An 18,282-nucleotide genomic window follows, 5' to 3' on the forward strand; every position below is an offset into this window, starting at 1 on the left:
AGGCACCACCAGACCATCCAGCACGCCCCGGCGCACCGACCGGCTGCGGCGTTCTTCGACCTGGACAAGACGATCATCGCGACGTCCTCGACGTCGGCGTTCTCGCGTCCGTTCTTCGCGGGAGGGCTGATCTCCCGCCGGGCGATGCTGCGCAGCGCGTACGCGCACTTCCTGTTCATGGTGGGCGGCGCCGACGCCGACCAGACCGAGCGCATGCGTGCCGTGCTGTCGACCCTCGCGGCGGGCTGGGACGTCGAGCAGGTCAGCCAGATCGTCGAAGAGACGCTGCACGACCTCATCGACCCCTACGTCTACGCCGAGGCCGTCGACCTGATCGCCCAGCACCACGCCGCGGGGCGCGAGGTCGTGATCGTCTCCGCGTCCGGGCAGGAGGTCGTCGAGCCGATCGCCGCCGCGCTGGGCGCCGACCACGTGATCGCGACCCGCATGCACGTGGAGGACGGCCGCTACACCGGCGAGATCGACTTCTACGCCTACGGCGACAACAAGGCATCGGCGATCGTGCAGCTCGCGACCGTGCACAACTACGACCTCGAGGCCTGCTACGCGTACTCCGACTCGATCACTGACGCCCCGATGCTCTCGACCGTCGGCCACGGCTTCGTCGTGAACCCCGACCGCACCCTGCGTCGGCTCGCGCAGGACGAGGGTTGGGGGACGCTGACGTTCTCCCGGCCGGTCGCCCTGCGCGCGTTCGGTCCGCGGTCGCGGTCCGCCGTCGCGGTGACGGCGACGCTCGCGACCGCGGCCGCCGTCACCTGGTGGGCACTGCGCCGGCGTCGTCGCTGACGTGACCGAAGCGGTGCCGGGTGCGTGACACGGCCTGCTCCCGGACCATCGCGAGGAGCTCGCGCCGACCGCTCGCCACCACCGGCTGATCGAGCACGGTCACCTCACCCACGCGGCTCGCCGCGGCCTCCCGCAGCCCAGACGAACGCCCGACGACGCGGATGCGACCACTGACCCGACCGCGCGCGACCCGCTGCGCGAACGCGTCGTCGGCCTCGTCCGCGACGCGGCTGACCTCGACGGGCACGCCCGCGGTCCGCGCCGCGGCGAGCACGCGTTCGACCTCCACCTGGAGCGCGTCTGCACCCACCCGGACCGTGAGGCCCGGGACCGGCCGGTATCGCAGCACGTTCGCCTCGGCCACGAGCGCGCTCGGGTCGTGCTCGCGGGAGAGCTCCTCGTCCCACCACGCCGCGTCGCTAGCTTGCGCCCGCGCGAGCCATCCAGCGGCGTCGTCCGTGCGCGCGGGAACCGCTGGCGCGTCCGTCCACGTGCCGAGCTGGGCGACGTAGTGTGGTCCGCCCGCCTTCGCGCCTGGTCCGACCGTGGAGGCCTTCCAGCCGCCGAAGGGCTGCCGGCGCACGATCGCCCCGGTGATGTGCCGGTTCACGTAGGCGTTGCCGACGTCGACCCGGTCCAGCCAGTGCGCGATCTCGCCAGCGTCGAGCGAGTGGATGCCGCCCGTGAGCCCGAACGTCACCTGGTTCTGCAGCGCGATCGCCTCGTCGAGGGTCTCGACGCGCATGACGCCGAGCACGGGCCCGAACACCTCGGTGAGGTGGAAGAACGACCCAGGCCGCACACCGAACTTCACGCCGGGCGTCCACAGCAGACCCTCGTCGTCGAGTCGGCGCGGCTGCACGAGCCAGGACTCGCCGTCGTCGAGCGTGGTCAGGGCGCGCAGCAGCTTGCCCGACGCCGGCTCCGTCAGCGGGCCCATCACGGTCGCCAGGTCCGTGGCGGGGCCGACGGCCAGCGAGGTGACGGCGTCAGCGAGCTGACGGCGCAGGCGATCAGAACGCCCGGCTGACCCGACGAGGATCAGCAGCGACGCGGCCGAGCACTTCTGCCCCGCGTGCCCGAACGCCGCGCGCACGACGTCCGCGACCGCGAGGTCGACGTCTGCCGACGGCGTCACGATCAGCGCGTTCTTGCCGCTCGTCTCCGCGAGCACGTCGAGCTCGGGCCGCCAGCCCGCGAACAGCGCGGCCGTCTCGATCGAGCCGGTGAGCAGCACGCGCGCGACGCCGGGGTGCGTGACCAGGTGCCGCCCCACCTCGCCCTCGGGCGACAGCAGAACCTGGACGACGTCGCGGGGCAGGCCGTGGTCGTCGAGCGCCCGGTGCACGGCATCCATCGCGACCTGCACGCACCGCGGCGTCGGCGGGGCGGGCTTGATCAGGACCGGCGAGCCCGCCGCGAGCGCCGCCAGCACCGACCCGGTCGGGATGGCGACGGGGAAGTTCCACGGCGGGGTGACGAGCGTGACGCCGTCGGGCACGAACGCCGCGTCCGGGTCGGCCTCGAGGTCGGGGGCGCGCGCCGCGTAGTAGTTCGCGAAGTCGATCGCCTCGCTGACCTCGGGGTCGACCTCGGGGACGGTCTTGCCGGCCTCGTGCACGGCGGTCGCGACGAGGTCGGCGCGCGCCTCCTCCAGGTGGACCGCGGCGCGCCGCAGCACAGCCGCGCGCACGTCCACCGGTGTGGCAGCCCAGGTCTCCCGGACGGCCTCGGCGCGCGCGACGGCGGCGTCGACGTCGGCCGTGGTCGTGATGACCGTCGCGGGCGGGACGGTCGCCGCGAGCCGCTCGGCCGTGCGCGGGCTGACGGCGTCGGCCGCCATCGCGCGTACGGGCGGGAGCGTGGGGTCGGAGTCCTCGGCGTTGGCGAACTCGCCCGGCTCCAGCTCGTGCACCTCGCGCTCACGGCGTCGCGGCTCGGCGGACACCGTCGCGCTGTGGGCGACCGACGCGCGGAACGCCGCCTCCTGGCGGTCCATCGCGCTCGCCTGGCTCGTCGCAGAGCCCCCATGCTCGCCGGCCGGGGCGCCCCCCGCGAACATGGCGTGCAAGAAGTTCTGCTCGGCCGCGTTCTCCTCGAGGCGACGCACCAGGTAGGAGATCGCGACGTCGAAGTCCCGGGCCGCGACCGCCGGGGTGTAGAGCAGCACGCGGCCCACGGTGGCCCGCACGGCGCGAGCCTGGGCGGGCGCCATGCCCTGCAGCATCTCGATGTCGAGCGCGTCGGCCACGCCCCGGCGCTCCGCGAGCAGGTGCGCGAGCGCGACGTGGAACAGGTTGTGGCTCGCGACGCCCACGCGCAGCACGCCCGACGTCGCCGGGTCGAGCGCCCGGTCGACGAGCCGCACGTAGCTCGCGTCGACGCCGGGCTTGGCCGGGTACGGCGCCTGCTGCCAGCCGTGCACCTCGGCCTCGACGCGCTCCATCGCGAGGTTCGCGCCCTTGACCAGGCGCACCTTGAGCGCCGCACCGCCCCGCGCGCCGCGCCGCCGGGCGAGGCCGACGAGCCGGTCGAACGCCCCCGCGGAATCCGGCAGGTACGCCTGCAGGACGATGCCCATGGGGAGGTCCAGCAGGTCGTCCTCCAGGGCGATCCGCTCGAACACCTGGAGGGTGAGCTCGAGGTCGCGGTACTCCTCCATGTCGAGGTTGAGGAAGGTGCCCGACGACGCAGCAGCCGCGCGGTACAGCGGCAGCACGCGGTCGACGACGCGGTCGACGCTGCCCGCCAGGTCCCAGGTGGACAGCTGGCTGACGATCGCGGACGTCTTGAGCGAGACGTAGTCCACGTCGGGGCGCTCGATCAGCGCACGGACGCGCTCAGCGCGCCGCTGCGCCTCGGCCTCCCCGAGGACGGCCTCACCCAGCAGGTTCACGTTCAGGCCGAAGCCCTCCGCGCGCGTGCGGGCGAGGTGCGCGCCCAGGCCGGGCCCGGCGTCGGCCACCAGGTGCCCGACGAGCTGGCGCAGGCGCACCCGCGCGGCTGGTACGACGACGCCGGGCAGCACGGGCGCGAGCCGAGAACCCAGGCCGAGCAGCGCCCGGTCCACAGGACCCAGGAAGCTCCCGGCAGCCGAGGTCAGGCTCGCCATCGCGGCGAGCTCGTGCGCGGCGACACGCTGGTCGTCGGGCCGGGCGACCCGGTCCACGAACCGCACGGCGAGCTCGAGGCCCGCCGGGTCGGAGACCAGCGCAGCAAGGCGTCCGGTGGTGCGGCGTTCGCGGGGGGTCTCCCCGTGGGCAGTGGCGTCGAGCCAGGTGCGAGCCAGGTCGATGGCTTCAGGCACGAGCTCTCCGATGAGCGTCATGGACCGATCATGCATCATCACGCCGACATCGCCACCAGGCGGGGCAGCGCCCGGGGACCTGGCTCAGACCTCCCGGGAGGACAGCACGCAGAACTCGTTGCCCTCCGGGTCGGCGAGGACGTCCCAGGTGACCTCGTCGGCGTCCTGCCCGACGTCGACCCGCGTGGCACCTCGCTCGAGGAGCTCGGCGATCAGGGCGTCACGGTCGTCGGTCAGGTGCGGCGCGAGGTCGATGTGCAGGCGGTTCTTGACGTTCTTGCCCTCGGGGACCGGGACGAACACGAGACCTGGCGGCACCTGTGCCCAGGGCGTCGCCCGGACGAGCTCCACGGAGGCGTGCGCCGGGACGAGGGTGACCTCGTCGTCGTCGGCGTAGGCCACCTTCCAGCCGAGCGTCTGCGCCCACCAGTCTGCCTGGGCGGCGACGTCGTGGCAGTCGATCACGGTCGAGTACCAGCGCAGCGCCATGGTGCCTCCTCAGGCCTTCGGCTTGTTCAGACCGGTCGAGATCAAGGCCATCACCGACGCGTCCGCGAGCGTGGTCGCGTCCCCGACGGCGCGGTTCTCGGCGACGTCGCGCAGCAGGCGGCGCATGATCTTGCCCGACCGGGTCTTGGGGAGCTCCGGCACCACGAGGATCCGCTTGGGCTTCGCGATCGGTCCGATCTGCTTGCCGACGTGGTCGCGGAGCTGGGCGACGATCGCGTCCTGGTCGCCGCCGGTCGCCTCGAGCGCCGCCGCAGCCTCGCCGCGCAGGATCACGAACGCGACCACGGCCTGGCCGGTGGTCTCGTCCAGCGCCCCGACGACGGCGGCCTCCGCGACGGCGTCGTGGGACACGAGCGCGGACTCGATCTCCGTGGTGGAGAGGCGGTGGCCGGAGACGTTCATGACGTCGTCGACCCGGCCGAGCAGCCAGACGTCGCCGTCCTCGTCCTTCTTCGCGCCGTCACCGGCGAAGTAGATGTCGGGGAACCGCGACCAGTAGGTGTCCTTGAACCGCTCCAGGTCACCCCAGATGCCGCGGAGCATCGCGGGCCACGGCTCGGTGAGCACGAGGTACCCGCCGCCGCCGTCGGGCACGGGCTTGCCCTCGTCGTCGATGACGTCCGCGACGATCCCGGGCAGCGGGACCTGGGCGGAGCCGGGCTTGGCGTGGGTGACGCCGGGCAGCGGGGAGATCATGATCGCGCCGGTCTCCGTCTGCCACCACGTGTCCACCACGGGGCAGCGGTCGCCGCCGATCACGCGGCGGTACCACATCCACGCTTCGGGGTTGATGGGCTCGCCGACCGAGCCGAGCACGCGCAGGGAGCTCAGGTCGAACTTCGCGGGGACCTCCGAGCCCCACTTCATGCACGTGCGGATGGCCGTGGGCGCCGTGTAGAGGATCGACACCTTGTACTTCTCGACGATCTCCCACCAGCGGCCCTGGTGCGGGGTGTCCGGCGTGCCCTCGTACATGACCTGCGTCGCGCCGTTCACGAGCGGGCCGTAGGTGACGTAGGTGTGCCCGGTGACCCAGCCGACGTCGGCCGTGCACCAGTAGACGTCCGTCTCCGGCTTGAGGTCGAAGACGTAGCGGTGGGTGTACGCGGCCTGCGTGAGGTAGCCGCCCGTGGTGTGCAGGATGCCCTTGGGCTTCCCGGTGGTCCCCGAGGTGTAGAGGATGAACAGCGGGTGCTCGGCCTCGACCCACACGGGCTCGTGCTGGACGTCGGCAACCTCGGTGGCCTCGTGCCACCACACGTCGCGGTGCTCGGCCATCGCGGTCTCCTGGCCGGTCCGCCGCACGACGAGCACGTGCTCGACCGTGGACTCGACGCCGTCCCGCGGGGCGAGCGCGTCGTCGACGGCGGGCTTGAGCGCCGTGGCCGCCCCGCGCCGGTAGCCACCGTCGGCCGTGATCACGAGGCGGGCGCCGGCGTCGTCGATCCGCGAGCGCAGGGCGTCGGCGGAGAAGCCGCCGAACACGAGCGAGTGCGGCGCCCCGAGGCGCGCGCAGGCGAGCATCGCGATGACGGCCTCGGGGATCATCGGCAGGTAGATCACGACGCGGTCACCCGTATGCACGCCGAGCGCGGCGAGGGCGTTCGCGGCGCGGGAGACCTCGCGCTGCAGGTCCGCGTAGGTGAGCGTGCGGGTGTCACCCGGCTCGCCCTCGAAGTGGATCGCGACCCGGTCCCCGTGGCCGGCGACGACGTGCCGGTCCACGGCGTTCCAGCACGCGTTGAGGGTGCCGTCCGCGAACCAGCGGGCCACCGGCGCCTGCGACCAGTCGAGGACCTCGGTGAACGGCTTGCGCCACGAGACGAGCTCGGTGGCCTGGCGGGACCAGAACGCGAGGCGGTCCGCCCGAGCGTCGGCGTAGAGGTCCGGGGTGCCGTTGGCCTGCGCGGCAAACTCGGCGCTGGGCGGGAAGCTCCGGTTCTCGTGGAGGAGGTTCTCCAGGCTGGGCTCGTGGGCTGCGGCCTCGTTCGTCACGGGTGCTCCTCCGGTGCGCATCGACTCTGGTGCGGCCGGGACCTTGGTCCTGGCTTGGCCGCGAGTCTAGCGCCGCGTGGCGCAGATCACACCGGGGTGTCAGGCGGCGGGCACGGTCTCCTTGACGGCCGCCGCGACGACCGGCGACATCCGGCTCGCGCTCACGGCGTAGGCCAGGCCCACGACGACGGCGCCGCCCACCAGGTTGCCGAGGCCCACCGTGGTCATGTTGCGGGCGAAGTCCGCCCAGCTGGTCTCGGGCATGCCGCTGAACAGGCCGATGCCGAAGCTCGTCATGTTCGCGACCACGTGCTCGAAGCCCGAGGTGATGAACGCCAGCAGGCACCAGAAGATGGTGAACAGCTTCGCGCCCTCGCTCGTGAGGCGGACGGTGGACCAGATGGCGAGGCAGACGAGCATGTTGCACAGCACCCCACGCCAGAACAGCTCAGGGATCGACTCGTGCCCCTTGGCCGCGAGCACGCCGGCGAGCATGTCCCCGGCGGGCTTGCCGCGCTCCAGCAGGCCGGTGAAGTGCACCATCGCTGCGAACACGAAGGCGCCCGCCATGTTGGCGAAGAACCCGAACGCCATGGTCCGGCCCGCGGCGCCCCAGGTGATGAGGCGGCGGAACGCGCCCTGGGTGAGCGTCATCATGTTCGACGTGACGAGCTCGCCGCCCGCCGTGAACACGAGGGTGAGGGCGACACCGAACACGAGGCCGGAGACCAGCGGGGCCGCGGGAGACCCCTCGGCGCGGAACGGTCCGGCCGCGCTCATCATCAGCACGACCGCGACGCCGATGTAGGAGCCCGCGAGCATCGCCTGCACGGCGTACGCAAGGGGGCGGCGGGTGAAGGCGACCTTCGTGGCTGCGGTCTCCGCCTGGCGTGTCATGGTCTCGTCGATGCTCAGCACCGTTCCAGCGTGACGGCGCCCACAGGCAGATTCGTGGGACCTATGGGCACGTGTGCCTGGGCCCAGCACGCCCGTGTGGCACGGTGGCGGTATGAACCCGGGCCCCGCCGTCGTCCTCGTCGGCCCGGCCGCGGCCGGGAAGTCCACGGTGGGAGAACTGCTCGCACCGCTGCTCGGCGCGGGATTCGTCGACATCGACGCCGTCGCGGACCCGTACTACGCCGAGGTGGGGTGGAGCCTCGACCGGCTCGTGCGCCGCGTGGGCGAGGTCGGACGGATCCCCGCCGAGCGCGAGTGGGAGCCGGCCCGGGCGCACGCGGTGAGCCGCGCCGTCGGCGACCATCCGGCTGTGGTGCTCGCCCTGGGCGCCGGGCACACCTCCTACACGCAGGCCGAGCACCTGGCGCAGGTGCGGGCCGCGCTGGCCGGGGTGCGCGTCGTCCTGCTGCTGCCGTCCGCCGACCGTGACGAGTCCCTGGCCCTGCTGCGCGCCCGGTCCCTCGCGTCCAAGGGCACGACCTGGACCTACGACGGGCACGACCTGCTCGCCGAGTGGCTCGACGACGCCGGGACGCGCTCCCTGGCGACGGAGATCGTCTACTCCGGCGACGAGACGCCCGCGACGACGGCGCACCGGGTGGCCGGGCTCGTCACGGCGTCAGCTCCAGGCTCTTGGCATACCAACGGTCCGAGTACGGATCTGCGTTGAACGCGGTGACGCGCGCGTAGCCCAGCCGCTCGTACAGCGCGCACGCCTCGGCGAGCTCGCCACGGGTGTCCAGCCGCACGGTGCGCGCCCCGTGCTCGCGCGCAGCCTCCTCGAGCGCCCCGACCAGCAGCGCCCCCAGGCCATGCCCGCGCCAGGCCGGCCGGGTGAAGATCTTCGTCAGCTCCGCCACGTCGCCGACGAAGCGTGCGCCGGCGCAAGCGACCGGCTCGTCGCCGTCGGTGGCCAGCAGGAAGACGCCCGTGGGCGCCGTCAGGTCTCCGTACGGCTCGTCGCGCAGGGCCTGGTCGACCTCGGCACGGCTCGCGGGCCGCCCGTAGTACCGGGACGCGACGTCGGTCAGGTAGTCCCGGACGATCGCGTCGGCCGCGGTGGTCCCCGGCTGGGCGATCACGATGGCGGGCATGGACACGGACTGTACGCCCGGGCCGGGAATGCGCCAGGCGGCTACCGACGTTGTCGTGCGACGTGACCGCAACCGCCCCGGCCGTGCCCCCCGCTCCCGCCTCGCTCCTCCCGCTGCTGTTCCAGCCGATGACCCTGCGCGGGCTCACGCTGCGCAACCGCGTCTGGCTCGCGCCCATGTGCCAGTACTCGGCCGTCGACGGCGTCGTGAACGACTGGCACGTGGTGCACCTGGGAGCCCGCGCGCAGGGCGGGTTCGGGCTCGTCCTGGCGGAGGCCACAGCCGTCGTCCCCGAGGGGCGCATCACGCCCGACGACGCGGGCCTCTGGAACGACGAGCAGACGGCCGCATGGGCGCGCGTCGTCGACGTCGTGCACGCGCAGGGCGCTGCCGTCGGGGTGCAGCTCGCGCACGCCGGCCGCAAGGCCTCGACCTTCCGCCCGTGGGCGGATTCCCGCGGCTCGGTCCCGGCCGACCAGGGCGGCTGGACGACGCTCGGCCCGTCCGGCGAAGCGTTCCCCTCCTATGCACCACCGGCGGAGATGACGCCCGAGCAGGTCGCGGAGGTCCCCGGCCAGTTCGCCGACGCCGCACGCCGCGCGCACAAGGCGGGCTTCGACGTCGTCGAGGTGCACGCCGCGCACGGCTACCTGCTGCACCAGTTCCTCTCGCCCCTGTCGAACCACCGCACCGACGCCTACGGCGGGACGCTCGCGAACCGCGCGCGCCTGCTGCACGAGACCGTCGCTGCGGTCCGCGCCGCGTGGCCACAGGACAAGCCGGTGCTCGTGCGCGTGTCCGCGACCGACTGGACCGAGGACGGGCTCACCGTGGCCGACGTCGCGCAGGTCTGCGCCGACCTCGACGGCGTCGACCTCGTGGACGTCTCGACGGGCGGCAACGTGGTCGCCCCCATCCCCGTGGGCCCGGGCTACCAGGTCCCCGCCGCACGCGAGGTCCGCGAGACGTCAGGGCTGCCGGTGAGCGCCGTCGGCATGATCGACTCCGCCGCCCAGGCCGAGCAGACGCTCCGCGACGGCGCGGCCGACGCGATGATGATCGGCCGCGGCGCCCTGCGCGACCCGCACTGGCCGCTGCGCGCTGCCCACGAGCTGGGCGTGCCGGTGGCGGATGCGGGCTGGCGCCCCCAGCACGTCCGGGGCGCGTGGCTCTAGCCCCGGTCAGGTGGGCTCCGCGTCCGCCCTCGCGGCTGCGGCGACGGCCTCCGCGACCACCGTGGTGACGTCGGGGTTGAAGACGCTCGGCACGATGTAGGTCGGGTTCAGCTCTTCCGGCTTGACCGTCGAGGCGAGCGCCTGCGCGGCGGCGAGCAGGAGCTCGTCGGTGATGCGTGACGACTGCGCGTCGAGCAGGCCGCGGAACACCCCGGGGAACGCGAGCACGTTGTTGATCTGGTTCGCGAAGTCGCTGCGGCCCGTCCCCACGATCGCGGCGTGCTTGGCGGCCTCGACCGGGTCGATCTCGGGCGCCGGGTTGGCCATCGCAAACACGATCGCGCCCTCAGCCATGCGCGCGACGTCGTCTCCGTCGATCACGTTCGGCGCCGAGACGCCGATGAAGACGTCCGCTCCGACCATCGCGTCCTTGAGCGTGCCGGACAGCCCGCGGGGGTTTGTGTGCTCCGCGGTCCACCGCAGGCTCTCCGCGAGCCCGGGCCGTTCGACGTGCACGACGCCGTCGATGTCCGCCACGACGACGTCGCCCGCCCCCGCGGCCAGCAGCAGCTTGAGGATCGCGGTGCCCGCAGCGCCCGCGCCGGACAGCACGATCCGCACCGCCCGCAGCTCCTTCTCGACCACGCGCAGCGCATTCATCAGGGCCGCGAGCGCGACGATCGCCGTGCCGTGCTGGTCGTCGTGGAACACGGGGATGTCGAGCTCGTCGCGCAGCCGGCGCTCGATCTCGAAGCAGCGCGGCGCGGAGATGTCCTCCAGGTTGATGCCCGCGAACACCGGCGCGATCGCCTTGACCGTCCGCACGATCTCCTCGACGTCGGTCGTGTCGAGCGCGATGGGAAACGCGTCGATGTCCGCGAACCGCTTGAACAGCGCGGCCTTGCCCTCCATCACAGGCAGGCTCGCGAGGGGTCCGATGTCCCCCAGGCCCAGCACGGCGGTGCCGTCGGTGACGACCGCGACGGTGTTGCGCTTGATGGTGAGGCGCCGCGCGTCCTCGGGGCGGCGGGCGATCGCCTCGCACACCCGCGCGACGCCCGGGGTGTAGATCATCGACAGGTCGTCGCGGTTGCGGATCGGCACCTTGGACTCGATCCGCAGCTTCCCGCCCAGGTGCAGCAGGAACGTCCGGTCGCTCACGCGGTCGACGACGACGCCCGGCAGCGTCTCGAGCGTCGCGACGATCTCCTCGGCGTGCTGGTCCCCGCGGGTCGCGCACGTGACGTCCACGGTGATGCGCTCGTGCCCCGAGGCGGTGACGTCGATGCCGGTGACCAGGCCACCCGCGCCCTCGATCGCGGTCGTCAGCTCGCTGACGACCGTGGGCCGGGCCTCGACGTGCAGGCGGGCGGTGATGGAGGACGACACACTCGGCGCTGAGCTCATGGGTACCTTTCTACCCCGTCGCGGTGGCGCCTTCGCGTCGCACAGGCTCCGCGCGCGCACCCGAGCACAGTTCTGCTCGGCTCACCCGAGCCAGAGTGTGCTGGTACGCGGGCGTCGGCGGCTGCACCGGGCGCAGACGACACGAACGGCGCCCCCGCAGGGAGCGCCGTTCGGTCAGCACGAGCAGGTGGCTATCAGGCGTGCAGCTAACTGCGGTGTGGGGAGTGCCCCGCGATCCGCAGGTCCTATGCGTGGACTGATCGCGCGTGGGTTCCGCCTGCTCCGATGTGCTGTTATGACTCCATTTCTACGCCTGTCCGGCGGGGAAGGGAAGGGCCTGTGGGCCCTTGATTTCCGCCGGTTCCGGGGGCAGGCTCGTGACCTGCGGAGACTGTCGCCGGCAGCGTCGATCCGCCTCGACGGACGTCACTGCTCGACGCGATAGCTCAACGTCAGCTCGTCCCCCGCCTGCCCGCGGATGCCCCAGTCGTGCCGCGGCGTCTCCACGATCACGATCTCGAGATCCACCGGACCGATCGCCAGCTCCCGCTCGAAATCGCGAAACAGGCGCTGGTAGAAGGCCTTCTTCGTGGCGGTCTCCCGGCCCTCGAACATGAGGATCTCGACGATCGTGTACCGCTCGCTGCGTCCCTCGGGGACCGGGAAGTCCTCGGCGCTCATCGGGAAGAACCGGTGGAAGCGCTTGGTCTCCGGCAGGCCGAGGACGTCGACGGCAGCGGCGTGCACGACGTCGGACAGCGCCTCCCGCAGCGGTCGCAGCACGGTGTCGCGGCCGTACACCTTGATCTGAGCCACGCGCTTCCCCTCTCGTCGGATGGAGCGACGCTAGCGGTCCTACCGGAAGGCCGGACCAGCGCTCCCCGTGATGGGATGGCCTGATGGACAACGATCAGGTCGAGCACGTCACCGGGCCCCTCGCGGTCGCCGACGCCGAGGCCGTCGAGCGCCTCGCGCGCGCAGCCGAGCACGTCGACGGACGCCCCGCCCTGAGCGAGCAGCCCTTGCTCCGGCTCACGCAGGACGACGCCCCCGTCCATCACCTCCTGGTGCGCGCCGAGGACGACCTGGCCGGCTATGCACAGCTCGACCTCGGGGCACCCGGTGCAGCATCGGTCGAGGTCGTGGTGCACCCCTTCGCCCGTCGCCACGGCGTGGGCACCACGCTCGTCGCCGTGGCCCGTGACACCGCCCGCACGGCTGGCGCCGACGGCATCCGCGTCTGGGCCGAGGGCGGCGACCCGGCAGCGCAGGGCCTCGCGGCGCGCCTCGGGCTCGAGCCCGTGCGCGAGCTCGTCCTGATGAGCCGGGACCTCACGTCGGGAACGTTGCCGACCGGGCCGGTCCCGCTTCCCGACGGCGTCGCGGTCCGCAGGTTCGTCGTCGGGCAGGACGAGGACGCTCTGCTCCGGGTCAACGCGCGTGCGTTCGACTGGCACCCCGAGCAGGGCCGCATGTCCCTGGCCGACCTCCGCGCCCGCCAGACCGAGCCGTGGTTCGACGCCGCAGACATCCTCCTGCTGGAGGAGGGCGACGCGCTCGTCGCGTTCGTCTGGCTGAAGCTGGTCCAGGGCGACGACGCCGGCGAGCTGTACGTCGTCGCCGTGGATCCCGACGCACAGGGGCGGGGCCTCGGGACCGTCACGACGGCCCTCGCCCTGCGCCACCTAGCCGACGCGGGCCTCGCGCAGGCCACCCTGTGGACGGAAGCCGACAACGTCCGCGCCGTGGCCACCTACGGACGCGCGGGCTTCACCACCGCGTCCTCCCGCGTCCAGCTGGGCGACGTCCCGCCGGCCTGACACGCCCCGTTCACGCAGGAGTGCCACGATGTCCCCTATGAACGAGCCGCAGACCGCGACCGACGAGTCCCCACGCGCCGAGGGCGCCCCGGGTGACGCTTCCGCCGAGCCGCGGGCGATCCCCACGATCCCGCTGAACCCGGAGCTCGCGGCGCACATCGCCGAGCACATCGGCGGGCCCCCGCCGCACGCCGACGGCCGGACCCCCGAGGAGATGGCGCCGCTGCCGGCGGACCGCTTCGCGGACCGGGAGATCAGCTGGCTCGCGTTCAACCAGCGGGTGCTCGAGCTCGCCGAGGACGCCACGCAGCCGCTCCTGGAGCGGGTGCGGTTCCTAGCGATCTTCGCGTCCAACCTGGACGAGTTCTTCATGGTGCGGGTGGCCGGCCTCAAGCGGCGCATCGCGACGGGCATCGCGGTCGCCTCGCCCTCGGGCCAGAGCCCGCGCCAGGTGCTCGAGGGCATCGCGAAGCACGCGCACGCCCTCGCCGAGCGCCACGCCCGCGTCTTCGCCGACCACGTGCAGCCCGCCCTCGCCGAGGAGGGCATCACGCTGGTGCGCTGGGAGGAGCTCGCGGACAACGAGCAGCTGCGGCTGCACAAGTACTTCCGCAAGCAGATCTTCCCGGTGCTCACGCCCCTGGCCGTGGATCCCGCCCACCCGTTCCCGTACATCTCCGGGCTGTCGCTGAACCTCGCGGTGATCGTCGCCAACCCGGCCACGGGCAAGGAGCACTTCGCGCGCGTCAAGGTGCCGCCGCTGCTGCCCCGGTTCATCGCCGTCGACTCGCGCGGCCGCCCGTCCGCGCCCGACGCCCAGACCGCGCACCAGGGTCGTGGGCCGATGTCCTTCGTGCCCCTCGAGGACGTCATCGCCCAGCACCTCGACCACCTGTTTCCCGGGATGGAGATCGTCGAGGTACACACCTTCCGCGTCACGCGCAACGAGGACGTCGAGGTCGAAGAGGACGACGCTGAGAACCTCCTGCAGGCGATGGAGAAGGAGCTGCTGCGCCGCCGGTTCGGGCCGCCCGTACGCCTCGAGATCGCGGACAAGATCACTCCGCGCATCAAGGAGCTGCTGATCAAGGAGCTCGGCGTCGAGCAGGACGAGGTGTACGAGCTGCCCGCCCCGCTGGACCTCACGGGGCTGAACGTCATCGCCGACCTCGACCGTGCGGACCTGCAGTTCCCGCGCTTCGTGCCGACGACGCACCGCTACCTGGCGGAGGTGGAGAGCGCCAAGCCCACCGACGTCTTCGCCGCGATCCGCCGGCGCGACATCCTGCTGCACCACCCGTACGACTCGTTCTCGACGTCGGTCCAGACGTTCCTCGAGCAGGCCGCGGCAGACCCGCACGTGCTCGCGATCAAGCAGACGCTGTACCGGACGTCGGGCGACTCCCCGATCGTCGACGCACTGATCGACGCCGCCGAGGCCGGCAAGCAGGTGCTCGCGCTCGTGGAGATCAAGGCGCGTTTCGACGAGCAGAACAACATCTCGTGGGCCCGCAAGCTCGAGCAGGCAGGCGTGCACGTCGTGTACGGGATCGTCGGGCTCAAGACGCACTGCAAGCTCTCGCTCGTGGTGCGCCAAGAGTCCGACGGCCTGCGCCGCTACTGCCACGTGGGCACCGGCAACTACAACCCCAAGACGGCGCGCCAGTACACCGACCTCGGCCTGCTGACGTCGGACCCGGACGTCGGCCAGGACCTCACCCGGCTGTTCAACCAGCTGTCCGGGTACGCCCCCAAGTCGCGCTTCCACCGCCTGCTCGTCGCCCCCCGCTCCGTGCGGTCAGGCCTCATCGAGCGCATCGAGCGAGAGGCGGACAACGCGCGCGCCGGCAAGGACGCGTGGATCAAGCTCAAGGTGAACTCGATCGTCGACGAGGACACCATCGACGCGCTCTACCGCGCCTCGCAGGCGGGCGTCCCGGTGGACCTCATCGTCCGGGGCATCTGCTCGGTGCGCCCCGGAGTGCCCGGCCTGAGCGAGACCATCCGGGTGCGCTCGATCCTCGGTCGCTACCTCGAGCACTCCCGGATCTTCGCGTTCGCCAACGACGGCGCCCCGGACGTGCTGATCGGCTCCGCGGACCTCATGCACCGGAACCTCGACCGCCGTGTCGAGGCCCTCGTCTCGATCTGCGACCCCGAGCAGGTGCAGAACCTCGTCACCCTCCTCGACGGGTCGATGGACGACGCCACGTCCTCGTGGCACCTGGGCCCGGACGGCGACTGGGAGCGCCACCACCTCGACGGCGAGGGCGAGCCGCTGCGCGACCTGCAGGCGGTGCTCATCGCCCGCCAGCGCCGGCGCCTGGGCATGTCGCGGTGACGCACGCCCCGCTCGAGGACCTCAGCGGGCACTCGATCGAGGAGATCGGGGCGTCCCCGCGTCGGCACGCCGTCGAGGCCGCCGGGGCGCTGGTGTGGCGCGAGCGCAAGAGCGTCCTCGAGGTGCAGCTCATCCACCGCCCGCGCTACGACGACTGGTCGTGGCCCAAGGGCAAGGTGGACCCGGGAGAGACGCTGCGCGAGTGTGCCGTCCGTGAGGTTGCCGAGGAGACCGGGCACGACGTCGTCCTCGGCATCCCGCTGCCCATGCTTCGCTACCGCATGCCAGACCGCCGCTTCAAGCGGGTGCACTACTGGGCGGCCCGGCGCGCGGAAGCGGCGGACCAGCCTGCGGTCCGGGCGCGCAAGCCCGCGACGCCCGTCGACCCGGAGGAGATCGACGACGCCGTCTGGGTGCCGGCTGACCAGGCGCGCGCGATGCTCACCCGCCGCCAGGACCGCACCCCGCTCGACGCGCTCGTGGAGGCGCACACCAAGGGCCGGCTGGCGACGACGCCGCTGCTCGTGGCGCGCCACGCTCGCGCCCGCAAGCGCTCCGCGTGGGCGGGCTCGGAGGAGGACCGACCGCTGACGCCCGCGGGCTACCTGCAGGCCGCGCTCCTGGTGCCGATCGCCGCTGCCTACGGGGTGCGCGAGATGACCACCAGCCGGTGGCTGCGCTGCGCTGACACGATCGCGCCGTACGGACGCGCGACCGGCCTCACGTCCGGGCTGAGCTTCGACCTGACCGAGCTGGCGCACGCCAAGGCCCCCGGCAAGGTCACCCGCAGCGTCACCGAGCTGCTGTCCTCGGGCGTCCCCGGCATGATCTGCACCCACCGGCCGGTGCTCCCTACCGTCCTGGGCGTCATCGGTGAGCACGCCCGGGCATCCGTGCGCAGTCAACTGCCGACCGAGAACCCGTACCTCAAGCCGGCCGAGGTCCTGGTCGTGCACGTCGCGCAGACGCCGAAGGGCCCCCGGGTGGTGGCGGTCGAACAGACCCGACCGCTCCTCCCGAAGGCCCTCCCGACGAGCTGATCGAGGTCAGAGGCCGTTGCGGAGCGCGACCTTGACGGTGCTGAGGTTGTTGGATCCGCCGGAGTAGGTGAAGACCTCCCGGCCGTCCCAGAAGTACGGGCTACGCCAGGCGTTGACGCCGATCGGCGGGTAGCACACCTCGCCGGGCTCCGCGGAGCACCGTGCGTCCCGGTCGGGCGCCGAGAGCTCGACTGCGTAGCGACCCCGGGTGACGCCGCGCGGCGCGATCGTGAACGACGCGTCGTGGTCGGTCACGCTGCGTGCGGCCACGTCGCCGGTGCGCTTGCTCGTCAACGTGGCGTGGACCATGGCGTCCGTGGCGACGCGCTTGCTGTTGGCGGCGTAGACGATGACGCCCTTCACGACGCTGCGCTTCGCGAGCCTCGGCGGCGTCAGGCGCTTGGTCGAGCGCGCGGTCACGGTGACCGTCTTGCTCACGTACCCCGGGCGGTCGAACCGCACGGTGTACTTGCCCGGGATCAGGTCTTCCAGGCGGTAGCGCCCGCCGGAGACGTAGTCGAACCCGTCGCTCTTGCCGCTGAGGATGGTGGCCGTCAGCTTGGTGCCGGCCGCGACGTCGCCGTAGATCTTGGCGGTCTTCCGGGTGACGCTGACGTTGCCCAGCTGCGTGGTCTGTCCGGCAGCGACCCGCACCGAAGTGTAGGAGAAGAGGTTGTTGCGTCCGTCGACGTAGACGAGCCGGTAGCTGCCCGCCGGGGCACCGAGGTGGAACACCTCACGGTTGTCGAGGTCCGCGGAAGCGACGACGTCGCCGCCCGCGGTGCGCAGCTCCACCGAACCCCAGGAGGACTTGCTGGGGCGGACGAAACGGCCGCGGACCACGCCGCGGTCCGTCGTCGGCTTCTCCGTGATGTCCAGCCGCGTGGAGGCGCCGGCTTCCAGGGAGATGCTCGTGCGGCCGAGCGCGGCGTACGCACCCGCGCCGTTGGCTGTGATGGTCAGGGGCTTGCCAGCAGGAGCGGTCAGCTTGTACGAGCCGTCCTCGTCTGAGATCGCGACCACGGGCTTGTCGCCCGTCGTCGCCACCACCACTGCCATGTCGACGGGCTTACCGCCCATGACGACCTTGCCGGTGACCGTGGCCTTGGGAGTCTTCTTGAGGGTCACGGCGTGCTTCTCGACCTCGCCGCGCGTGAGCGTGGCGGGGATCCGGACCTCGTCGTAGCCCTGCCCGCCGACGACGACGGTGTAGCGGCCGGGCATGAATCCGTGGTCGAGCGCGCCGCACTCGCCCCAGTAGGCCTCTTGACCGTCGGCGCGCAGCACCGTCACGGTGCGCTCGTACTCCTCAGCGCCCGTGATCGTCAGGTCGAAGCCGCTGGACGCGGTCAGCTCGTGGGTCCCCGAGCTGATCGAGCTGCCCGAGCGCGCCTTGTAGCCGGTGATCGGGTCGAGGTCGGTGAACGTCTGCTTGCCGCGCGAGCCGATGAACGTCGTCAGCACGGACGTGCGCGCGGGCTCGCGGCACTCCGGGGACGAGGCGCTCGCCTCGGTCCGCGCGGGGTCGAAGGCCTCGAGCAGGAACCGGGTCCCGGCCTTCGGCATGGGGAGGCTGAAGCTGCCCTCCGCGTTCGTGGTGACCGTCGTGGTCGCTCCCACGGAGCCGTAGCCGGCCGCTGGCACCGCGCGGACCTTGAGGCCAGCCAGCGGTTCGCCCGACGCCGACACGAGCGTGCCGGTCACCGCGTGCGATGCCGCCGACGCCGCGGGCATCCCCACCACCGCCATCGTCACGGTCATCACGCCGGCGACCATCGCCGCCAGCATTCGTCGACTTCTACCAGACCTGCGCGTAGCGCCCCCTG

The 18,282-nt window shown here is 72.4% G+C and carries 14 protein-coding genes; 6 read left to right on the forward strand and 8 right to left on the reverse strand.

Annotated elements, in window-relative coordinates; translation table 11 throughout:
• Nucleotides 1-15 precede the first annotated feature (15 nt).
• Nucleotides 16-810 (forward strand): HAD family hydrolase, encoded by a 795-nt coding sequence (locus BMZ30_RS10280; protein WP_229828811.1) that lies wholly within the window; start codon nt 16-18, stop codon nt 808-810.
• On the opposite strand, the gene BMZ30_RS10285 is transcribed toward BMZ30_RS10280, so the two are convergent.
• The 4 genes from BMZ30_RS10285 to BMZ30_RS10300 all read right to left on the reverse strand — a co-directional run bounded on the left by BMZ30_RS10285 (nt 776) and on the right by BMZ30_RS10300 (nt 7,540).
• Nucleotides 776-4,138 carry a proline dehydrogenase family protein gene (locus BMZ30_RS10285; RefSeq protein ID WP_093378237.1) on the reverse strand — a complete coding sequence of 1,121 codons (3,363 nt, stop codon included), beginning with the start codon at nt 4,136-4,138 and terminating at the stop codon, nt 776-778. The genes BMZ30_RS10280 and BMZ30_RS10285 overlap by 35 nt on opposite strands.
• Before the next feature lie 63 nt (nt 4,139-4,201).
• Entirely contained in the window at nt 4,202-4,606 is a 405-nt protein-coding gene (locus BMZ30_RS10290) for a VOC family protein (RefSeq protein WP_093378239.1), read from the reverse strand.
• A 9-nt stretch (nt 4,607-4,615) separates the two neighbouring features.
• Nucleotides 4,616-6,643 (reverse strand): acetate--CoA ligase, encoded by a 2,028-nt coding sequence (gene acs / locus BMZ30_RS10295; protein WP_093378242.1) that lies wholly within the window; start codon nt 6,641-6,643, stop codon nt 4,616-4,618.
• A 78-nt stretch (nt 6,644-6,721) separates the two neighbouring features.
• Entirely contained in the window at nt 6,722-7,540 is an 819-nt protein-coding gene (locus tag BMZ30_RS10300) for a formate/nitrite transporter family protein (RefSeq protein ID WP_093378245.1), read from the reverse strand.
• Nucleotides 7,541-7,631: 91 nt separating this feature from the next.
• Here BMZ30_RS10300 and BMZ30_RS10305 point away from each other — a divergent pair, with 91 nt between their 5' ends.
• Nucleotides 7,632-8,249, forward strand: coding sequence for a shikimate kinase (locus BMZ30_RS10305; RefSeq protein ID WP_093378247.1), 618 nt, complete (start codon nt 7,632-7,634; stop codon nt 8,247-8,249).
• On the opposite strand, the gene BMZ30_RS10310 is transcribed toward BMZ30_RS10305, so the two are convergent.
• Nucleotides 8,191-8,673 (reverse strand): GNAT family N-acetyltransferase, encoded by a 483-nt coding sequence (locus tag BMZ30_RS10310; RefSeq protein WP_093378251.1) that lies wholly within the window; start codon nt 8,671-8,673, stop codon nt 8,191-8,193. The two genes, BMZ30_RS10305 and BMZ30_RS10310, sit on opposite strands and share 59 nt — an antisense overlap.
• Before the next feature lie 128 nt (nt 8,674-8,801).
• On the opposite strand from BMZ30_RS10310, the gene BMZ30_RS10315 reads away from it, so the two are divergent.
• Complete coding sequence (locus BMZ30_RS10315) at nt 8,802-9,848, forward strand: NADH:flavin oxidoreductase/NADH oxidase (RefSeq protein ID WP_093378624.1); 1,047 nt, start codon at nt 8,802-8,804, stop codon at nt 9,846-9,848.
• Nucleotides 9,849-9,854: 6 nt separating this feature from the next.
• Here the strand turns inward: BMZ30_RS10315 and BMZ30_RS10320 are convergent, their stop codons facing one another.
• On the reverse strand, nt 9,855-11,255 hold the full coding sequence (locus BMZ30_RS10320) for an NAD-dependent malic enzyme (RefSeq protein WP_093378253.1): 1,401 nt from the start codon (nt 11,253-11,255) through the stop codon (nt 9,855-9,857).
• 426 nt (nt 11,256-11,681) lie between these two features.
• On the reverse strand, nt 11,682-12,071 hold the full coding sequence (locus BMZ30_RS10325) for a tautomerase family protein (RefSeq protein ID WP_093378256.1): 390 nt from the start codon (nt 12,069-12,071) through the stop codon (nt 11,682-11,684).
• A gap of 83 nt (nt 12,072-12,154) precedes the next feature.
• Here BMZ30_RS10325 and mshD point away from each other — a divergent pair, with 83 nt between their 5' ends.
• The 3 genes from mshD to BMZ30_RS10340 are packed head-to-tail and all read left to right on the forward strand — an operon-like array spanning nt 12,155 to nt 16,456.
• Entirely contained in the window at nt 12,155-13,075 is a 921-nt protein-coding gene (gene mshD, locus BMZ30_RS10330; RefSeq protein WP_093378258.1) for a mycothiol synthase, read from the forward strand.
• Between the two features lie 37 nt (nt 13,076-13,112).
• Nucleotides 13,113-15,416, forward strand: coding sequence for an RNA degradosome polyphosphate kinase (locus BMZ30_RS10335; protein WP_219810214.1), 2,304 nt, complete (start codon nt 13,113-13,115; stop codon nt 15,414-15,416).
• Nucleotides 15,413-16,456, forward strand: coding sequence for an NUDIX hydrolase (locus tag BMZ30_RS10340; protein WP_229828706.1), 1,044 nt, complete (start codon nt 15,413-15,415; stop codon nt 16,454-16,456). Before BMZ30_RS10335 ends, BMZ30_RS10340 begins: the two co-directional genes overlap by 4 nt.
• 6 nt (nt 16,457-16,462) lie before the next feature.
• On the opposite strand, the gene BMZ30_RS10345 is transcribed toward BMZ30_RS10340, so the two are convergent.
• Nucleotides 16,463-18,244: a carboxypeptidase-like regulatory domain-containing protein gene (locus BMZ30_RS10345; protein ID WP_093378263.1), complete on the reverse strand. Its 1,782-nt coding sequence runs from the start codon at nt 18,242-18,244 to the stop codon at nt 16,463-16,465.
• Nucleotides 18,245-18,282: the final 38 nt, after the last annotated feature.

Origin of the sequence: Flavimobilis marinus (assembly GCF_900113055.1) — a bacterium.
GTDB lineage: Bacteria > Actinomycetota > Actinomycetes > Actinomycetales > Cellulomonadaceae > Flavimobilis > Flavimobilis marinus.

What these genes read in the sequence shown, in the direction of transcription:
- BMZ30_RS10290 (WP_093378239.1), bottom strand. Translation starts at nt 4,606, where the DNA reads ATGGCGCTGCGCTGGTACTCGACCGTGATCGACTGCCACGACGTCGCC.
- BMZ30_RS10305 (WP_093378247.1), top strand. Translation starts at nt 7,632, where the DNA reads ATGAACCCGGGCCCCGCCGTCGTCCTCGTCGGCCCGGCCGCGGCCGGG.
- BMZ30_RS10285 (WP_093378237.1), bottom strand. Translation starts at nt 4,138, where the DNA reads ATGACGCTCATCGGAGAGCTCGTGCCTGAAGCCATCGACCTGGCTCGC.
- BMZ30_RS10320 (WP_093378253.1), bottom strand. Translation starts at nt 11,255, where the DNA reads ATGAGCTCAGCGCCGAGTGTGTCGTCCTCCATCACCGCCCGCCTGCAC.
- BMZ30_RS10310 (WP_093378251.1), bottom strand. Translation starts at nt 8,673, where the DNA reads ATGCCCGCCATCGTGATCGCCCAGCCGGGGACCACCGCGGCCGACGCG.
- BMZ30_RS10315 (WP_093378624.1), top strand. Translation starts at nt 8,802, where the DNA reads ATGACCCTGCGCGGGCTCACGCTGCGCAACCGCGTCTGGCTCGCGCCC.
- acs (WP_093378242.1), bottom strand. Translation starts at nt 6,643, where the DNA reads ATGCGCACCGGAGGAGCACCCGTGACGAACGAGGCCGCAGCCCACGAG.
- BMZ30_RS10345 (WP_093378263.1), bottom strand. Translation starts at nt 18,244, where the DNA reads ATGCTGGCGGCGATGGTCGCCGGCGTGATGACCGTGACGATGGCGGTG.
- mshD (WP_093378258.1), top strand. Translation starts at nt 12,155, where the DNA reads ATGGACAACGATCAGGTCGAGCACGTCACCGGGCCCCTCGCGGTCGCC.
- BMZ30_RS10335 (WP_219810214.1), top strand. Translation starts at nt 13,113, where the DNA reads ATGAACGAGCCGCAGACCGCGACCGACGAGTCCCCACGCGCCGAGGGC.